The sequence below is a fragment of the Streptomyces sp. NPDC059851 genome (genome assembly GCF_042732005.1).
Lineage (GTDB): Bacteria > Actinomycetota > Actinomycetes > Streptomycetales > Streptomycetaceae > Streptomyces.
The window spans coordinates 1-17,242 of sequence record NZ_JBHWJJ010000161.1; the positions used below are offsets into that span (position 1 = coordinate 1).

Consider the following 17,242-nt stretch of genomic DNA (forward strand, 5'->3'; position numbering starts at 1 on the left):
CCCCAGCGCCTCAAACGCCGGCGAGGCTGCAAGATCCAGCCCGCGCCGGGGGCACCTCCCAGCGGTAGCTGGGGGAGTTTGAGCACACCGGGCGCGAAACGCCCGGTGCGGGGTCCGGGGCGGAGCCCCGTATCCCCAGCCCCGCCGGCGCTTGAGGCGCTGGGGGAGGGTCCGGGGCGTAGCCCCGGTTTCGGGAAGGGGCGGGGCTGGGAAAGGGCTCCGCGCAGCGGCACACGGCACACGGCACACGGCACACGGCACACGGCACACGGCGGGTCAGGGGGTCATGGCGCGGCCGCCGATGTCCGCAGCACCCGCGAGCTGGGCCTGCCACCAGGCCCCGGCGGCCCGGACGTCCATGTCCGCCCAGGCGGGGGTTTCCTCCACTTGGGCCCGGCCGAGGCGGCGCGCCAGCGCCACCAGCTCGCGACCCGCCGCACCACGGGAGGCCTGGTACGCCGACAGCAGCTCCGCCCAGGACCCGGCGGCGCGCCAGGCCGCCTCGAACGCGGTGGCGTCCTGGAGGGCCTTCGCGGCGCCGCTGGTGTTGTGGGGGCGCACCACGCTCGCCGCGTCCCCGGCGAGCAGGAGCCGCCCGGCGGTGATGCGGTCGGCGGCCAGGTCGTAGAGGGGCTGGACGTGGACGTCCCGCGGGTCGGTCAGCCCCAGCACCCGGGCCCAGTACGGCGGGAACCGCCGGTCCAGGATCTCGTGGAGGTCCGCGGTGAGCTGCTCCGTGACCCGGCCGGGCGGGAAGCTGGTGGGGTCGTCGTACGGCAGGCGGCCGGCCTGTGGGGGCGTGGCGTACAGGACCCAGTTGACGCGGGGCCCGTCCGGTCCCGGGATGCGGTAGACGACGCAGCTGCCGCCGGGGAAGCACACGGTGGCGACCGTGTCGGAGGGCCAGTCCCCGGCCCCGGCGGCGGGGAGCCGGGCGGCGTCGAGGTTGCCGCGCCAGCAGACGTACCCGGCGTACTGCGGCAGGCGGTCCGGGCAGACCGCCTCGCGCACCACCGACCGGTAGCCGTCGGCGCCGACCACCAGGTCGTACGGTTCGACGGTGCCGTCCGCCAGCCGTAGCTCGGCCTGCCCGCCGGAGGCGCCGGACGCGGCGGGCCCGGCGGCGACGCCGGCCACGGCCGCGCCCTGCCGGTAGACCACCGACCGCGGGGTGGCTCCGCGCAGCCCGCGCCACAGCAGGCCCCAGTGGTAGGAGTGGAACGGGAACGGCTGCTCCCAGAACGCCCGCCCGGCCGGGCCGGTCGCGTCGTCCCGGACCAACCACCGGCGGCGGGCCAACGGGTGCGCGGGGATCCCGGCGGGCAGGGCGCCCGTCGCGGCCAGTTCGGCGGCCCGGTCGTCGTGGACGCACAGCCCGACGCCGCGGTCCGCGAGACGGCCCCGGGTGCGTTCGAGCACGGTCACCTCCTCCGCGCCGGCGCGCACCGCCGCCGAGGCGAACGCACAACCCGCGATGCTCCCGCCGACCACCGCGACCCTGCCACCCCGCATGGTTGCTCCCTCCGCGCCCCGCCCCGGTCCGGGCCGCCACCCTAGGCGGGGGCTGGACGGTGACGGTCGGTTTTCGGACGCCCGGACGGGCGTGCCCCGGGAGGGCGTCCGGGCGGGCGCGGAGGGGCGCGGACGTCAGGCGCCCAGCGCGGCCGACACGACCGACCTGGCCTCTTCCTGGACGCGGCCCAGGTGGTCGGGGCCGAGGAAGGACTCGGCGTAGATCTTGTACACGTCCTCGGTGCCGGACGGGCGGGCCGCGAACCAGGCGTGCTCGGTCGCCACCTTGATGCCGCCGATCGCGGCCCCGTTCCCGGGCGCGTGCGTCAGGACGGCGGTGACCTGCTCCCCCGCCAGGGTGTCGGCCGTGACCTGCTCGGGCGACAGACGGGCGAGGACCGCCTTCTGCTCCCGGTCGGCGGGCGCGTCGATACGGGCGTACGCGGGCTCGCCGAAGCGCTCGGTGAGACGGGCGTACCGCTGGCTGGGGGTCTGCCCGGTGACGGCCAGCATCTCCGAGGCGAGCAGGGCCAGGATGATGCCGTCCTTGTCGGTGGTCCACACGGAGCCGTCACGGCGCAGGAAGGAGGCCCCGGCAGATTCCTCGCCGCCGAAGCCGAGGGTGCCGGCGGACAGCCCGCCGACGAACCACTTGAAGCCGACGGGTACTTCCACCAGTTCGCGGCCCAGGTCGGCGGCGACCCGGTCGATCATCCCGGAGGAGACCAGCGTCTTGCCGACCGCGGCCCGCTGCGGCCACTGCTCGCGGTGGCGGTAGAGGTAGTCGATGGCGGTGGCCAGGTAGTGGTTCGGGTTCATCAGGCCGCCGTCGGGGGTGACGATGCCGTGCCGGTCGGCGTCGGCGTCGTTCCCGGTGGCGATCTGGAACCGGTCACGGCCTGCGATCAGGGAGGCCATCGCGTACGGGGAGGAGCAGTCCATGCGGATCTTGCCGTCCCAGTCCAGCGTCATGAACCGCCAGGTGGGGTCGGTGCGCGGGTTGACGACGGTGAGGTCGAGCCGGTGCTCCTCGGCGATGCGCTGCCAGTACGCGACGGAGGCACCGCCGAGCGGGTCGGCGCCGATGCGCACGCCCGCGGCGCGTACGGCGTCGAGGTCGAGGACGGAGGGCAGGTCCCGCACGTACGCCCCGAGGTAGTCGTAGGTGCCGGTGGTCGCCGCGGCCCGGGCGCGGGCGTACGGCAGCCGGCGGACCTCCTTGAGGCCGCCGGTGATGATCTCGTTGGCGCGGTCCTGGATCCAGCCGGTGGCGTCGGAGCCGGCCGGGCCGCCGTGGGGCGGGTTGTACTTGAAACCGCCGTCCGCGGGCGGGTTGTGGGAGGGGGTGACGACGACGCCGTCGGCCAGGCCCGAGGTGCGGCCCCGGTTGTGGGTGAGGACGGCGTGCGAGACGGCCGGGGTCGGCGCGTAGCCGTCGGCGCTGTCGACGAGGACGGTGACCTCGTTGGCGGCGAAGACCTCCAGGGCGGTCACCCGGGCGGGTTCGGACAGCGCGTGGGTGTCCGCGCCGAGGAAGAGCGGCCCGTCGATGCCCTGCTGCGCCCGGTACTCGCAGATCGCCTGACTGGTCGCGGCGATGTGGTGCTCGTTGAACGCGGTGGCGAGGGAGGAACCGCGGTGCCCGGAGGTGCCGAAGGCGACGCTCTGGGCGGGGTCCGCCGGGTCGGGTTGCAGGGCGTAGTACGCGGTGACGAGCCGGGCGACGTCGATCAGATCGTCCGGGCCCGCCTGCTGCCCTGCGCGTTCGTTCGGCATGTGCCGGCTCCTCCGTACTGGTCCAAAGAGAACAACACCGGCCATTGTGTCGTCCCCGGATGGTGCCCGCACAGGCGGCCCCGGCCGTGTTCGCGTCCCACGGCACCCTCTGCCCGGGGCCGCCGGCGCGCGCCGCGGGCGGTACGGTCCGGTGGCTGCGGGTCAGCGGCCGGGGCTCAGACCGGCGAGCTCGCGGTGCAGTACGGCCAGGCGGGCCTCCACGGCGGCGGTCGCGGCGTGCTCGTGCTTCGTCAGCTTCCGCAGTGCGTCACGGACTTCGGCGTCGGGCGCCTCGTCCAGCCAGGGTGCGATCGTGCGGCGGCAGACGGTGCTGTCCTGGTGCTCGCCGAGCGCGTCGTGGAGCGCGCCGAGGACCCGCAGCGGACCCCGGAGCAGCCCCGGGTGGGCGCGGGCCACGCTGCGGCCGGTGTCCAGTACGGGTTTGGCGGCCTTGCGCACCTCGTGCAGCTCGTCCGCCCTGGTCTCGGGGTCCTCGATGGCCGCGGCCGCGGCGAAGCCCTCGACCAGTGCCGGCCACGCCGCGCAGAACCAGTCACCGAACCCCCCGGCCGGGCCCGGCGGGACGGGGCCGTCGGCCCTGCTGTCGAGCTCGGCGACGAGGGCCCGGTAGCGGGACCCGTCGAGGACGGCGAGCAGCTCGCGGCGGGCGGGGCCCCGCGACTCCTCCAGGCGCTGCAGCGTCCAACGGGCCGCACGACCGGACATGGGGGCGTGTGCCGCGACCCGGTGGGCCGTCTCGTCGAAGTGCCGGACGCGGCCCAGGTGTTCGTTGAGCCAGGTGAACTCCCCCGGCAGCCCGCCGGGCTGCCCGTCGGCCGCCGTCCCGGCGGGTGTCCCCGCCGCAGGTGCCGCGGCCGGCGCCGCCGGTGTGCCCGCCTGCTCCAGCGCGTGCCAGACGCTGCGGAGCCGGCGCGACGCGGTCCGCATCACCTTCACCGCCCCCGGCCGGTCCCGGCGCACGAGCGGTTCGCGCGAGACCAACCTGTCCCGTTCCCGCTGTACGTACGCGCCGACGGCCGCCGCGGCCTCCACCCTCATCAGCGTTCCTTCCCCCAGGTGGCGTGCGCGCCGGCCGGCCGGTCCGGGCCGGAGCCGCCCATGGTGGGCACGGTCTACCCGAGGGGCGCCGTGGCGAAAACCGGGCGCGGGCAGTGCGCCCGATCGGGTCACGGCGGTGACGGGTGGGTGACGGGGGTGACGGGCGGGTGACGGGGGTGACGGCGGCGGCCGCGTGACGGCGGTGACGGCCGGGTGACGGCGGCGGCCGCGGTGACGGCCGCCGCCCGGCCGCGGCCGTTACTCGATGACGAGCTCGACCGGGATGTTGCCGCGGGTCGCCTTGGAGTAGGGGCAGACCTCGTGCGCCTGCTTGACCAGCAGCGCTCCCGTCTCGCCGGCGAGGGACTCGGGGAGCTCGACGCGGAGGGTGACGGCCAGGCCGAAGCCCGTGTCGTCCTTGCCGATGGAGGTCTCGGCGGTGACGGACACCTCGCCGGTGTCGACCTTCGCCTGCCGGCCGACCAGGCCGAGGGCGCTGGCGAAGCAGGCCGCGTAGCCGGCGGCGAAGAGCTGCTCGGGATTGGTGCCCTGGCCGTTGCCGCCGAGCGCCGGGGGCATGGCGAGCGCGAGGTCGATCTGGCCGTCGGAGCTGACCGTGCGGCCCTCGCGGCCGTTGGCGGTGGCGACAGCGGTGTACAGCGCGTCCATCGTGGTTCCTCTCGCGGGGTGGTCCTCGTGTGCCGGGCGGGTCCGGCCGACACCCATAACTAGAGCACACAATTTAGTTGTGCACAACTGAATGGCTCGCGCCCTCGCCCCGGTACACTGGCCGGCATGAGCGAGCAGCCCACCGAAACCCTCCGCGACGAGGACTTCCTCCGCCTGGACGGCCAGGTCTGCTTCGCCCTGAACGCGGCCAGCCGGGCCTTCGGCAGCGTCTACCGGGTGATCCTCAAGGACCTCGGCCTGACCTACCCCCAGTACCTGGTGATGCTCGTGCTCTGGGAGCACGGCACCACGCCCGTCAAGGAACTCGGCAACCGCCTCCGCCTGGACTCCGGGACCCTCTCCCCCCTGCTCAAGCGGCTGGAAGCCGCCGGGCTGGTCCGCCGGGAGCGCAGCACCGAAGACGAGCGCTCCGTCCACGCCGTCCTCACCGAGGCCGGTGCGCAGCTGCGCGCCCGCGCGGTGGAGGTCCCGCGCCGCATCGCCGCCGCCACCGGGTTCGACCTCGCCGAGATGCGGGATTTCCAAGCCCGCCTGCACCGCCTCACCGCTGCGCTGGACGCGGCCGCCCTGGAGGTGTGAACCGGGGGACCGGAGCCGCCGGAGCGGACCCGGCGCGGGCAAACCGCGCGAACCGCTTCCCGGTGCGCCCGGCGGCTCCTACCCTCGTATCCGGAGGGGGGCAGCCATGGAGGAGATCGTCACCGCCGCGGCAGCGTCACTGCTGCAGGCCATGACAACGGACGCCTGGCAGCAGGCCCGGGAGGGGGTCGTCGCCCTGTGGCGACGGGCCCGGCCGGGCCGACGGGACCCGGCGGGGCAGCCGGAGGACGACGCGCGGACGGAGCGCGAGCTGGACGCCGAACTCGCCGTGCTGCGTGCCCGGTTGGCCGAGGCCCGGCACTCCGGGGACACTGCGGCCGAGGAAGCCCTGGCCGCCGACTGGCGGGACCGGTTCCGTGAGCTGCTGCTGCGCCGTCCGGAACTGGAAGGGCCGATCCGGCAGTTGACCGAGGATCTCGACCCGGCCCCGGCCGCGGCGGAGGGCCGCGAAGACTCCGGGGCCTCCGGCCACCCGAGCAGCGGTGCCACCGTGACCAACCACGTCCGGGACCACGGCACCGTGTACGTGGCCGCCCGGGACATGACCGTCCACATCCGATGACCGGAGGGGACGACCGGCCACCACCTGCGCCACAACCACCACCCGCGCCGCAACCACCACCCGCGCCACAACCACCACCCGCGCCACAGCCGCCTCCCGGACCGGAGGGGGGTCGCACCGTCCTGCACACCGAGGTGCGCGACACCGGCACCGCGTTCATCGCGGGCGGCGACGTGGTCGTGGCCGTCGGGGACGGGCCGTTCGTCCACCAGGCGGTCCTGCCCGGCCGCCCCGGGCCGGACGGCCCCGACGCCGGACCTCCGTGCCCGTACCCCGGACTGCGCGCCTTCGCCCAGGAGGAGCACCTCTGGTTCAAGGGGCGCGACCAGGCCGTCTCGGAGGTGCTCCAGCTGCTGGCCCAGCGACTGGAACGGGGCGGACCGCTGATGGTCGTCGCCCCGTCCGGGGCGGGCAAGTCATCACTGCTGCGCGCAGGGGTGCTGCCGCTGGCCGCCCGCGGCGCGCTACCCGGCTCGGCCCGCTGGCCCCAGGCGCTCCTCACCCCCACGGCCCGGCCCGTCGCAGCCCTCGCCGAGGCCCTGGCCGGGCAGCTCGGCGACGGGGCGACCGAGCGGATGCGGCAGGCGCTCGCGGCGGGGCCGGCGGCCGCCGAGGCCCTCGTACGGGAGGCGCTGGGCACGCCGGAGCTCCGGCCGGGCCGGGCCGCGCCGCGGATCGTGCTCGTCGTCGACCAGCTGGAGGAGCTCTTCACCGTCTGCACCGACCCGGCGGCGCGCCGGGCCTTCCTCGCCGCCCTCGCCCACCTGGCTGCCGGCACCGCGGCGACCCCCGCGGCGGCCCTCGTGCTCCTGAGCCTGCGGGCCGACTTCGTCGCGGCCGGCGCCGTCCACCCCGAGCTGCGCGAGGCCGTGCGCCACGGTCAGATGCTGCTGGGGCCGATGGGTGAGCGGGAACTGCGGGCCGCGGTGCTGCTGCCCGCCGGCCTGGTGGGACTGCGGGTCGAGCCCGAGCTCGTCGACCTGCTGCTGCAGGACCTGGGCGACCTCGGTACCCCCGCGGGAAGGGCACCCGCCGGACCCGGCCCGAAGGGAGCCGCCGCACGGAACCCTGACGCGGAAGCCGCGGAACCCTCCGAAGCGGGCCGGCTCCCGCTGCTCGCCCACGCCCTGCAGGCGACCTGGCAGGTCTGTCGGGGCGGCACCCTCACCGTCCGGGGCTACCGGCAGACCGGCGGCATCCGCGCGGCCGTCGCCACCACCGCCGACCGCGTCTACGCCGGCCTCGGCCCGGCGGCCCGGAAGGCGGCGCCCTGGGTCTTCGTCCAGCTGGTGAACGTCGGCGACCGTACGGCGGACACCCGCGCCCCGGTGGACCGCGCGAGCCTGCTCGACGCCGCGCAGGGCACCCACGGCATCGAGCGCGAGGCGGTGGAGACCGTCCTGCGCGCGTTCACGCAGGCCCGGCTGCTCACCGAGCACCGCAACGCCGTGGTCATCACCCACGAGGCACTGATCAGCGCCTGGCCCGCGCTGCGGGACTGGGTCGACCGGGACCGGGCCGGCCACCGGCTGCGCCGGCGCCTCGCCCAGGACGCCGCCCAGTGGTCCGACCGCACGCGCGACGCGAGCCTGCTGTACGCGGGCAGCCGGCTCGCCGAAGCGGAGGAGGCCGTGCGCGACACCGCCGCGCCGGCCGGGGCCGGCGCGTTCCTGGCCGCGTCACGCCGGCAGGCCGCACGCGGGGCCCGGCTGCGGAGGGCCGTGATCGCCGCCCTCATGGCGCTGGCCGTACTGGCGACCGGCGGCGCCGTGGTCGCGGCCCGGCAGGCGGCGACGGCGGGCAGGGAACGCGACACGGCGGTACGCGGCCAGATCGCCGCCACAGCGGACCAGGTCCGTGCCGCCGACAGCGCCTTCGCCACGCAACTCGACCTGGCCGCCTACCGGCTGGGGCCGACGGCCGAGCTGCGCAGCCGCCTGATCTCGGATCAGAACGCGCCGGTGTCCCCGGGCGCCGTCTCCCACGACGGGCCGGTGACCGCGATCGCCGTCAGCCCCGACGGAACCCTGCTGGCCGGGGCCTCCCCCAAGGGCCTGCGGCTGTGGCGCCTTCCCCCTGCCGGAGCAGCGGGCACCCCCGGGGCCCGCCTGCCCGTCCCGGTGCCGCCGGCCGTCCCCGCGCCGGCCGGCGAGCAGCTGGGCGGCGCTCCGCTGGCCCTGTCCTTCCGGCCCGACGGGCAGGTGCTGGCCGTGGGCGGGGTCGACGGCTCGCTCCGCCTGTACGACCTGCACGATCCGGCCCGGCCGCGCCCGCTCGGGCAGCCCGTGCCGGCCCACACGAGCACCGCGAACGTCGTCTTCGGTCCCGACGGCCGGACCCTGGCCACCGCCGGGAGCCGCGGCGACCTCACCGTCCGTCTCTGGGACGTCGGTGATCCCGCCGCCCCTCGCCCCCGGGGCGCGCCGACGCCCGGCCTCGGGGTGGTTCCGGCCCTCGCGTTCAGCCCGGACGGCCGCACCCTCGCCACCACTCGGGCCGCCGCGCCGGGGCGCTCCGGCCAGGAGTCCGTACAACTGTGGAAGGTCGCCGGCTCCGGGCCGCCCACCCCGCTCGGCAACCCGCTGACCGGAAGCCTCGGCACCGTCAGTGCCGTGGACTTCAGCCCCGACGGGCGCATGCTGGCCGTCGGCGGCTACGACACATCCGTGCGCCTGTGGGACACCACGGACCCGGGACGCGCCTCCCTCATCGGGAGCCCGCTGTTCGGCAGCACCAACGCCCTGACCACCCTGGACTTCAGCCCCGACGGGCGCACCCTGGCCGCGGGCGGCGCCGACGACGCCGTGGCCCTGTGGGTGATCGCCGACCCCCACCTCGCCCGCCGCACCTTCCGCTCCGCCCCGCTGACCGGGCAGACCGGCGGGGTCAACGGCCTCGCCTTCACGCCCGACGGGCGGACGCTGCTCAGCGGCGGCGCCGACGGGACGATCCGGCCCTGGGCCCTGCCGCCGACGGTGCTGTCCGGCCACGGCATGGCCCGGCTCAGCGCCGACGGCCGGGTCCTGGCCGCCCTCGGCTTCGACGGCCGCGTCCAGCTGTACGAGCTCCCGCCACCCGCCGGGCCGGCGGATGCCGTCGTGCCGCGCCCGGTGGGCGGGCCCTTGGACGCGGAGCGCCTCGATGGGGTGGCGTACGGCCCGGCCGGGCGCCTGCTGGCCGCGTCCGGCGCGGACGGGACGCTGCACCTGTGGGACACGGCCGACCCCGCGCACCCGAAACGGCTGGGCACACCGCTCCCGGGCACCTTCAACGCCCTGGTCTTCAGCCCGGACGGCCGGACGCTCGCCACCACGGACAACCGGCAGGAACTCGCCGTCACCACCCTGTGGGACCTCTCGGACCCGGCCGGGCCCAAGGCCCGTGGCGGCCCCCTGAGCTGGTTCGGGCAGTCGGTGGACGTCCGCATCGTCGCCTTCACCCCCGACGGCCGTTTCCTGGCCGGTGCCACCTCCGGCAGCGGCAACGCCGCCGTCGAGCGCAGCGTCCTGGTGTGGGACATGACCAACCCGGACCGGCCGCAGCCGCTCGCCGGGGCCCAGATCAGCGAGCGCGGCTTCGTGATGGGCCTCGCCTTCAGCCCCGACGGCCGGTTGATGGCCACCGGCACCGCCGACGGGGTCCTGCGGTTGTGGAACACCGCCGATCCGGCACGCGGCATCACGCCGGCCGGCGAGCTGCGGGGACATCAGAGCGACGTGAGGGCGCTCTCCTTCGGCCCGGACGGCCGCATCCTGGTCAGCGGCGGGGCCGACAACACGGTCCGGCTGTGGGACGTGGCGGGCCGCGCCCCCGTGGGCGGGCCGCTGACCGGGCACACGATGCCCGTGGGCACCGTGGCCGTCGCCCCGGACGGCCACACCCTCGTCACGGGCGGCTGGGACAACACCGTGCGCGTCTGGGAGACCGACCCGGCACGCCTGCTGCCCCGCCTGTGCGCGGCCACGACCGGCCGGCACGACCGCGACCTGTGGCGCCGGCACCTGCCCAACGCGCCCTACACGTCGGGGTGCCGGCCGTGACGACGGGGACGGCGGCCGCCGGAGCAGCGCGACGTCGTACGGATCCCGCGGCGGCCGTGGCGGTTGGCCGGCCGCGGCCTGGGGCGGCGTAGATTCGCGCCATGGTGCACGTACTGGGCAGCAGGATCCTGCTGCGCCCCACGGATCCCGAGCGTTCGCGCGCCTTCTACGGCGAGGTCCTGGGTCTGGCCGTCTACCGGGAGTTCGGGACCGGCCCGGAGCGCGGCACGGTCTACTTCCTCGGCGGCGGGTTCCTGGAACTGTCCGGCCGCTCCGACACCCCGCCCGCGCCCGGGATGCGGCTGTGGCTCCAGGTCGCCGATGCGCGGGCCGCGTACGAGGAGCTGCGGCAGCGGGGTGCCGAGGTGCTGCGGCCGCCGCTGCTGGAGCCGTGGGGGCTGATCGAGATGTGGCTCGCCGATCCGGACGGGGTGCGCATCGCGGTGGTGGAGGTGCCGGCGGACCATCCGCTGCGATTCCGCCCGTGACCGCTGCCGAGCCGGCCGGGATCCACCTTGACCGCTGCCGAGACGGCCCGGATCCACCCGGCCGCGCCGAGCCCCGCCGGCCCCGCGCCGGGCGCGGCCGAGCGCGCGGGCGCGTGCGGTCCGCGCGGGACCCGGCGCCCAGCAATCCCGGTGCGCTCCGCCGTCCGGGTGAACGGGCCCGGCACCCGCAGGCGGGACATCCGGCCGATCCCGTAGACGGGGCGTCAACCGGCCCGGGCGTCGCGGGCCCGTCAGGACTGCGATCGGCGGCGCCGCGTAGCAGGTCCGGGGCGGCCGTGGATGCCTTTTGTAAAGATCCACGCAGTGTGCTGGATTGATCACCGACAGTGCTCCCCCGGCTGCGCGGAAGGATCCCCATGCGCACGGTTCGCGAATCAGTCCTGGACGTCCTACGGACCCGGGGCATCACCACGGTCTTCGGCAACCCCGGCTCGACGGAGCTGCCGATGCTCAAGCAGTTCCCGGACGACTTCCGGTACGTGCTCGGCCTCCAGGAGGCCGTGGTCGTCGGGATGGCAGACGGGTTCGCGCTCGCCTCCGGCACCACCGCCCTGGTCAACCTGCACACCGGGCCCGGCACCGGCAACGCCATGGGCGCCGTCCTCAACGCCCGCGCCAACCGCACCCCCATGGTCGTCACCGCCGGCCAGCAGCACCGCGCCATGCTCACCATGGAGGCGCTGCTCACCAACCAGCAGCCGACCCTGCTCCCCCAACCCGCCGTCAAGTGGGCCTACGAGCCCCCGCGCCCCGCCGACGTCGCCCCGGCCCTCGCCCGCGCCGTGCAGCTCGCGGAAACCCCGCCCCACGGGCCGGTGTTCCTCTCCCTCCCCATGGACGACTTCGACGCGGAGCTGACCGAGGCGGAGGACCTGGCCGCCCGCACGGCCGCCGCCCGGCGGGTCACGCACGCCGCCGCCCCCGACACGGCCGCGGTCGCCGCCCTCGCGGACCGGATCTCCCGCGCCCGCTCCGCCGTCCTCGTAGTCGGCGACGACGTCGACGCCTCCGGGGCCTGGGACGCCGTGGTCGCGCTCGCCGAGCGCACCGGGCTGCCCGTCTGGGCGGCCCCGATCTCCGCACGGGTCTCCTTCCCCCGCAACCACCCGCAGTTCCGGGGTGAGTTGACCGCGGCGATCGGCCCGCTGGGCCGACAGCTGGCGGGGCACGACCTGGTCGTCGTCCTCGGCGCGCCGGTGTTCCGCTACTACCCGTACGTCCCCGGCGCCCCCCTGCCGGAGGGCACCGAGCTGGTCCTGCTGACCCGGGACGCCGAGGAGGCCGCCAAGGCGCCGGTCGGAGACGCGATCGTCGCCGACCTGGCGCTGGCCGCCCGGGCACTCGCGGACCGGCTTCCGGCCGCCGGCTCCGCGCCCGCCGCACCCCGCCGGCAGGAGCAGGCTCCGGAGGCCGCCGGCGACGGGGTCCTGACCCCGCTCGCCGCCCTGCGGGCCGTCGCCCAGGGCGCCCCGGAGAACACCCTCTGGGTCAACGAATCGCCGTCGAACGTCCCGCAGTTCCACGAAGTGACCCGGATCGCCGCCCCCGGCTCCTACCTGTTCTCCGCCGGCGGCGGGCTCGGTTTCGGGGCCGCGGCGGCGGTCGGAGCACAACTCGGCGCCCCGGACCGGCCCGTGGTGTGCGTCATCGGCGACGGCTCGATCCACTACGCCGTCCAGGCCCTGTGGACCGCCGCCGCCTACCGGGTTCCCGTCACCTTCGTCGTCCTCAGCAACGCCCGCTACGCGATCCTCCAATGGTTCGCGCAGCTCGAACAAGCCCAGGGCGCGCCCGGCCTCGACATCCCCGGCATCGACATCACGGCCGTCGCCACCGGCTACGGGGTGCGTGCCCACCGGGCCCAGGGCGCGGGCGAACTCACGAAGCTCGTGCGGGACTCGGCGGCCCAGCAGGACGGGCCGGTCCTCATCGACGTGCCCGTCACCACCGAGTTCCCCTCCCTCTGAACCCGTCAGCGGCCACCCGCCCCGACCAACGGAAGGCCCGTATGTCACCCGAGACCCCTCTCCTGTCCCGTTTGCGCACCCTCCTGCCCGACCATGCGGACGTCCTGCACACCGACCCCGAGACCCTGTCGGCGCACGCCCGCGACGCGGCTCCCTTCTCCGAGGCTGGCGCACCCGCCACCGTCGCCTTCCCGCGGACCGCCGAGCACGTCCAGCACATCCTGCGCACGGCGTACGAGCTCGGCGTTCCCGTCGTCCCTCAGGGTGCCCGCACGGGCCTCGCGGGCGCCGCGAACGCCGTGGACGGCTGCATCGTGCTGAACACGGGTCGGATGGACCGCATCCTGGAGATCGACCCGGCCAACCGGCTGGTGCGCTGCGAGCCGGGCGTGGTCACCAAGCGGCTGAACGACGCCGTCGCCGAGCACGGGCTCAGCTATCCGCCCGACCCCGCCTCCTGGGAGCACTGCACCATCGGCGGGAACATCGCGACCGGCGCGGGCGGCATCTGCTGCGTGAAGTACGGGGTCACCGCGGACTACGTGCTGGCCCTGGACCTGGTCCTGCCCGACGGGCGGCGGATGCGCACCGGCCGGGACACCGTCAAGGGGGTGGCCGGCTACGACCTGACCCGCCTCCTCGTCGGCTCCGAGGGCACCCTCGCCGTCATCGTCGGCGCCACTTTGGCGCTGCGGCCCGTCCGGCCGCCGGCGCTCTCCCTGCTCGCCCAGTTCCCCAGCCTGGTGCAGGCCGGCGAAGCGGTCGCCGCGATCACCGCCGCGGGCCATGTGCCATCGGCGCTCGAACTCCTCGACCGGGCCACCTCGCAGGCGGTCGCCGACCACGGGCACCCGCTGCTGGAGGCCGGCGCCGCCGCCACGCTGATCGTCGAGAGCGACAGCGCCGATCCCGTCCGCGACCTGACCGCGATGACGCTGCTGTGCAAGGGGGCCGGGGCACAGAACGTGGTCACCTCGTCCACCGCAGAGGAGTCCCGGCGGATCATCGAGGCCCGGCGGCTGGTCAGCCCGGCGTTGGGGGCGTTCGCCGCGACGCTGGGCGGCAGGCCGACCGCGTTCATCGAGGACGTGGCCGTGCCGCGTTCCGAACTGGCGAAGTTCATGGGCACCATCGAGGAGATCGCGACCCGGCACCGGCTGCGGATCTTCACCCTCGGGCACGCCGGTGACGGCAACCTGCATCCCACGGTCGTCTTCGACGAGTCGGACGCCGACGAGTTCCGCCGCGCCCAGACCGCGTACGACGACATCATGGCCGCCGGTCTGGCCCTCGGCGGAACCAGCACCGGCGAGCACGGCATCGGCACCCTCAAGCGGGAGTGGCTCACCCGCGAGCTCGACCCGGTCAGCCTGGAGCTGCAGCGCGGCCTGAAGCGCCTCTTCGACCCGAAGAACCTGCTCAACCCCGGCAAGGTCGTGGAGGCATGACCGACGACCCCACCCCGGCGGGCGCCGGCACGGAAGGCGCCACCGCGTCCGCCACCGCGGTCCCCGCGCCCTCCGCCCGTGGCGCCTCCACGCCCGCGCGCGCCGTGCCCCGGCCCGCCCGGGCCGGGCGGGCCGAGACCGTACGGTTCGCGGCGACGCACACCCTGCCCGCGTTCATCCGCGGGGCCTTCCACGTCCGGCCCAAGGTGGTTTCGGCGTACGCGGCCCTCGGTCAGCAGGGCTGGTCGGCGGCGACCTTGCGGGCCATGCGCGCCCGGCACGGCGGGGCGCCCGTCGAGGTGCGCGGACTGTCCGGGACACTGCTGGTCCTGCTCGACCAGGCCGACGTCCGGCAGTTCTACGAACTCCCGGTGCGCACCCTGGCCATGGACGCACCCGACAAGTACCGGGGGCTGTCGCTGCTGGAGCCCACCGGGGTGATCTGCTCGCACGGCGACACCCGCGAGGACCGGCGCCGCATCAACGACGAGGTGCTCGCGGCGGACCGGCCGGTGCACCCTTCGTGCAGGGAGTTCCAGGCCCTGGTCGACGAGGAGGCGACCGCGCTGACCCACGGCGGGGAGCTGGACTTCCCGCGACTGCGGCGCACGGTGGCCCGCCTCGGGCGCCGCATGGTCCTCGGCGACGCGGCGGCCGGTGACGAGGAGCTCGCCCGCTGGCTGCTCGCCATCCGTGAGGAAGCCAACTGGATGCGGATGCGCAAGGGCCGGGCGGCGGCCGCCGAGGCGCTGTACGCGAAGGCCGCCGCCCGCGTCGAGGAGTACGCCGCCCGGGCCGAGCCGTACACCCTCGCCGCGCTCGCCCGCCGGCACCCGTCGGCCGCGGGCCCGGACGCCGCCGTGCTGGACCCTGTCGGGCAGGCCCACCACTGGCTGCTCGCCCTCGACACCGTCGGACCGACCGTCGCCCGGACCCTGCTGCTGCTCTCCGCGCACCCGGCCGAACAGGACGCGGTCCGGGCCGAGATCGACGCCGGGGACCCGGAGCTGCCCCGGCTGCGGGCCTGCGTACGGGAGACCCTGCGGCTCTACCCGCTCGTGCCGGACCTGGTACGGGTCACCCGTGCCGAGACCGAGTGGCGCGGGCAGCGCTATCCGGCGGGCACGGCCGTGCTCGTCCCGGCGCTGTTCCACCAACGGGACCCCGAACACGTCGCGGCCGCCCACCGGTTCGTCCCGGCGCGGTGGTTGCGTCCCGGGACGGCGGACGATCCGGGGCTGGCGCCGTTCAGCCACGGCGACGGGCGCTGCCCGGGCGAGCACCTGGGACTGCTGACGTCCGCGGCAGTGATCGCGGCGGTGCTGCGGGGCCACCGGGTCACCGGCGGCCGCCCCGATCTGGACCCCTCCTCGGCGCTGCCGGGCCTGCTCGGCTCGGCGGGCATCCGACTCGCCCTCGCCGCCCGCTGAGCCCGCGCCGCCGCCGATCCCGCACGGCGTGCACCGGGGGCGCGGCGCGCCCCACCTCCTTCCACCCCCATGCCCCGGAGGGCACCCGCATGACCGATGCCACGACCGCCGTCACCGGGCACGAACCGGACGTCGACTCCCTGCACCAGATGTGCCGCCTGCTCGCCGAGGCCGCCGAGGGCGTGGGGGAAGCCTCCCGGTACGCGTCCGAACTCGCCCTCGGCACGCGGCTGCCGCGGGCCGTCCGCGGCGGAGCCGCCCGGCACACCCTGTTGCGGACGATCACCGACCCCAAGGGCCTGGGCTGGGCCCCGCGCGGCCGCGGCCTCGCCGGGCTCGGCCGGCTCGTCGGCGTGTTCACCAGCCGGGAGAGCCTCGCGGTGACCCTGGCCGTGACGGGCCTGAAGGCCCGGATCCGGGCCGCCGCCGTCCACCACCCCGAGTTGCTCGGGGACCCTGACACGGCCCGCGTGCTCAGGGCCGTCGCGAAGGACCGGCAGCGGGAGGCGATCCGGGTGTTCCGCGCGATCCTCGGCCGCAAGGGCGCCGAGCGGACCTTCGCGCTGCTCGCCCCGGCCTTCGCCGACATCCTCGCCTGGAACGCCCTCACCGACGAGAACCCGCTGAACGACGCGGCCGGCTGGGAGGTCGCCACCGGCCGCACCCTCACCGGCGCGGAGCCGGTCCTCGGCATCGGTGCGCGGGTCTGGGCGTTCCTCGACCGCGGCCCCGGCCGGGCCGAGGACTTCGTGCCGCCGGCGGGGTTCGCCGAGCGGCTGGACACCGGCGGCACCATCGCCGGGTACGTGCGGAACATCGACGCGGTGGGCACCGGCGGCACCCTGCTGGTCCAGCAGGTCGTCGCGTCCGACGGCGTGCAGCGGTACGTCGTCCAGCTCGCCGGCATGTCGGGGCTGAGCGGGGAGAGCCCGCAGGACCTGCTGGGCGCGGTCCACGCGGTGGCGCGGCCGGCGACGCCGTACTCCCGGGCCGTGTGCAAGGCACTGCGCGGGGCCGTCCCCTCGGGCTGCGAGATCGCGCTGGTGGGGCACAGCCTGGGCGGGATCACCGCAATGAACCTGGCCGCCGACCGGGACTTCTGCGAGGTGTACCGGGTCACCCACGTGGTGGCGGTCGGCTCCCCCGTCGACGGCAAGCGGCCCGCCGACCCGCGTACCCGGGTGTGCTCGCTGGTGAACGAGCACGACGTGGTGCCGAGTCTGGAGGGCCGCTCCTCGGTCTCCCCGTACCGGCTGCCGGAGCAGTTCACCGAGTTCACCTGGACCGACGACACGCACGCCTTCCCGCTGTGCCACGCCGCCGAGCGGTACGCGCACAACCTGGAGCACGACGTGCCCGGGGCGCGGGCGCACGTGGACGCCGAACTCGCGCCCTACCGGGGCCGGGTGACCGCTACCCGCCTCTTCCGCCTCTACGACCGCTGACCACCGACCGCCGCCGACCGCTGAGGACCACCACCACATGACCGACACCGCACCCACCGAACACTCCGGGCCGGCCCGCGGGAGGACCGCACCGGCCGCAGGCGGAGCAGGCTCCGGCTCCGCCGGGGTGCCCGGGCAGGCCGGCGCCGTCCGCCCGTCGCCGACCCCGGGCTACGGCCCGCCGAGCCTCCTCGAACGCCTCGG

At 76.0% G+C, this 17,242-nt stretch carries 12 protein-coding genes; 8 read left to right on the plus strand and 4 right to left on the minus strand.

Annotation, left to right across the window (positions count from 1 at the left end; translation table 11 throughout):
* Positions 1-276: 276 nt before the first annotated feature.
* The 4 genes from ACFV7Q_RS34125 to ACFV7Q_RS34140 all read right to left on the minus strand — a co-directional run bounded on the left by ACFV7Q_RS34125 (position 277) and on the right by ACFV7Q_RS34140 (position 5,016).
* Positions 277-1,512, minus strand: a complete 1,236-nt coding sequence (locus ACFV7Q_RS34125) for an FAD-dependent monooxygenase (RefSeq protein WP_385434655.1) — start codon at positions 1,510-1,512, stop codon at positions 277-279.
* Between the two features lie 135 nt (positions 1,513-1,647).
* Positions 1,648-3,288: a phosphoglucomutase (alpha-D-glucose-1,6-bisphosphate-dependent) gene (gene pgm / locus ACFV7Q_RS34130; RefSeq protein ID WP_385434657.1), complete on the minus strand. Its 1,641-nt coding sequence runs from the start codon at positions 3,286-3,288 to the stop codon at positions 1,648-1,650.
* 162 nt (positions 3,289-3,450) lie between these two features.
* A complete protein-coding gene (locus tag ACFV7Q_RS34135) occupies positions 3,451-4,347 on the minus strand; it encodes a CHAD domain-containing protein (RefSeq protein ID WP_385434659.1) in 897 nt (298 codons plus the stop codon).
* Positions 4,348-4,605: 258 nt separating this feature from the next.
* Positions 4,606-5,016 (minus strand): organic hydroperoxide resistance protein, encoded by a 411-nt coding sequence (locus ACFV7Q_RS34140; RefSeq protein WP_030293642.1) that lies wholly within the window; start codon positions 5,014-5,016, stop codon positions 4,606-4,608.
* 126 nt (positions 5,017-5,142) lie between these two features.
* Here ACFV7Q_RS34140 and ACFV7Q_RS34145 point away from each other — a divergent pair, with 126 nt between their 5' ends.
* From ACFV7Q_RS34145 to ACFV7Q_RS34180, 8 genes are all read left to right on the plus strand, one after another.
* Positions 5,143-5,616: a MarR family winged helix-turn-helix transcriptional regulator gene (locus ACFV7Q_RS34145; RefSeq protein ID WP_385434661.1), complete on the plus strand. Its 474-nt coding sequence runs from the start codon at positions 5,143-5,145 to the stop codon at positions 5,614-5,616.
* 106 nt (positions 5,617-5,722) lie between these two features.
* Entirely contained in the window at positions 5,723-6,199 is a 477-nt protein-coding gene (locus ACFV7Q_RS34150) for a hypothetical protein (protein ID WP_385434663.1), read from the plus strand.
* A 134-nt stretch (positions 6,200-6,333) separates the two neighbouring features.
* Positions 6,334-10,239 (plus strand): AAA family ATPase, encoded by a 3,906-nt coding sequence (locus tag ACFV7Q_RS34155; RefSeq protein WP_385434665.1) that lies wholly within the window; start codon positions 6,334-6,336, stop codon positions 10,237-10,239.
* Between the two features lie 101 nt (positions 10,240-10,340).
* A complete protein-coding gene (locus ACFV7Q_RS34160; RefSeq protein WP_385434667.1) occupies positions 10,341-10,727 on the plus strand; it encodes a VOC family protein in 387 nt (128 codons plus the stop codon).
* Between the two features lie 377 nt (positions 10,728-11,104).
* Entirely contained in the window at positions 11,105-12,715 is a 1,611-nt protein-coding gene (mdlC, locus tag ACFV7Q_RS34165; protein WP_385434669.1) for a benzoylformate decarboxylase, read from the plus strand.
* Positions 12,716-12,756: 41 nt separating this feature from the next.
* Positions 12,757-14,163: an FAD-binding oxidoreductase gene (locus tag ACFV7Q_RS34170; protein ID WP_385434671.1), complete on the plus strand. Its 1,407-nt coding sequence runs from the start codon at positions 12,757-12,759 to the stop codon at positions 14,161-14,163.
* Positions 14,160-15,593, plus strand: coding sequence for a cytochrome P450 (locus ACFV7Q_RS34175; RefSeq protein WP_385434673.1), 1,434 nt, complete (start codon positions 14,160-14,162; stop codon positions 15,591-15,593). Before ACFV7Q_RS34170 ends, ACFV7Q_RS34175 begins: the two co-directional genes overlap by 4 nt.
* Before the next feature lie 89 nt (positions 15,594-15,682).
* Positions 15,683-17,038, plus strand: a complete 1,356-nt coding sequence (locus ACFV7Q_RS34180) for an alpha/beta hydrolase (RefSeq protein ID WP_385434675.1) — start codon at positions 15,683-15,685, stop codon at positions 17,036-17,038.
* Positions 17,039-17,242: the final 204 nt, after the last annotated feature.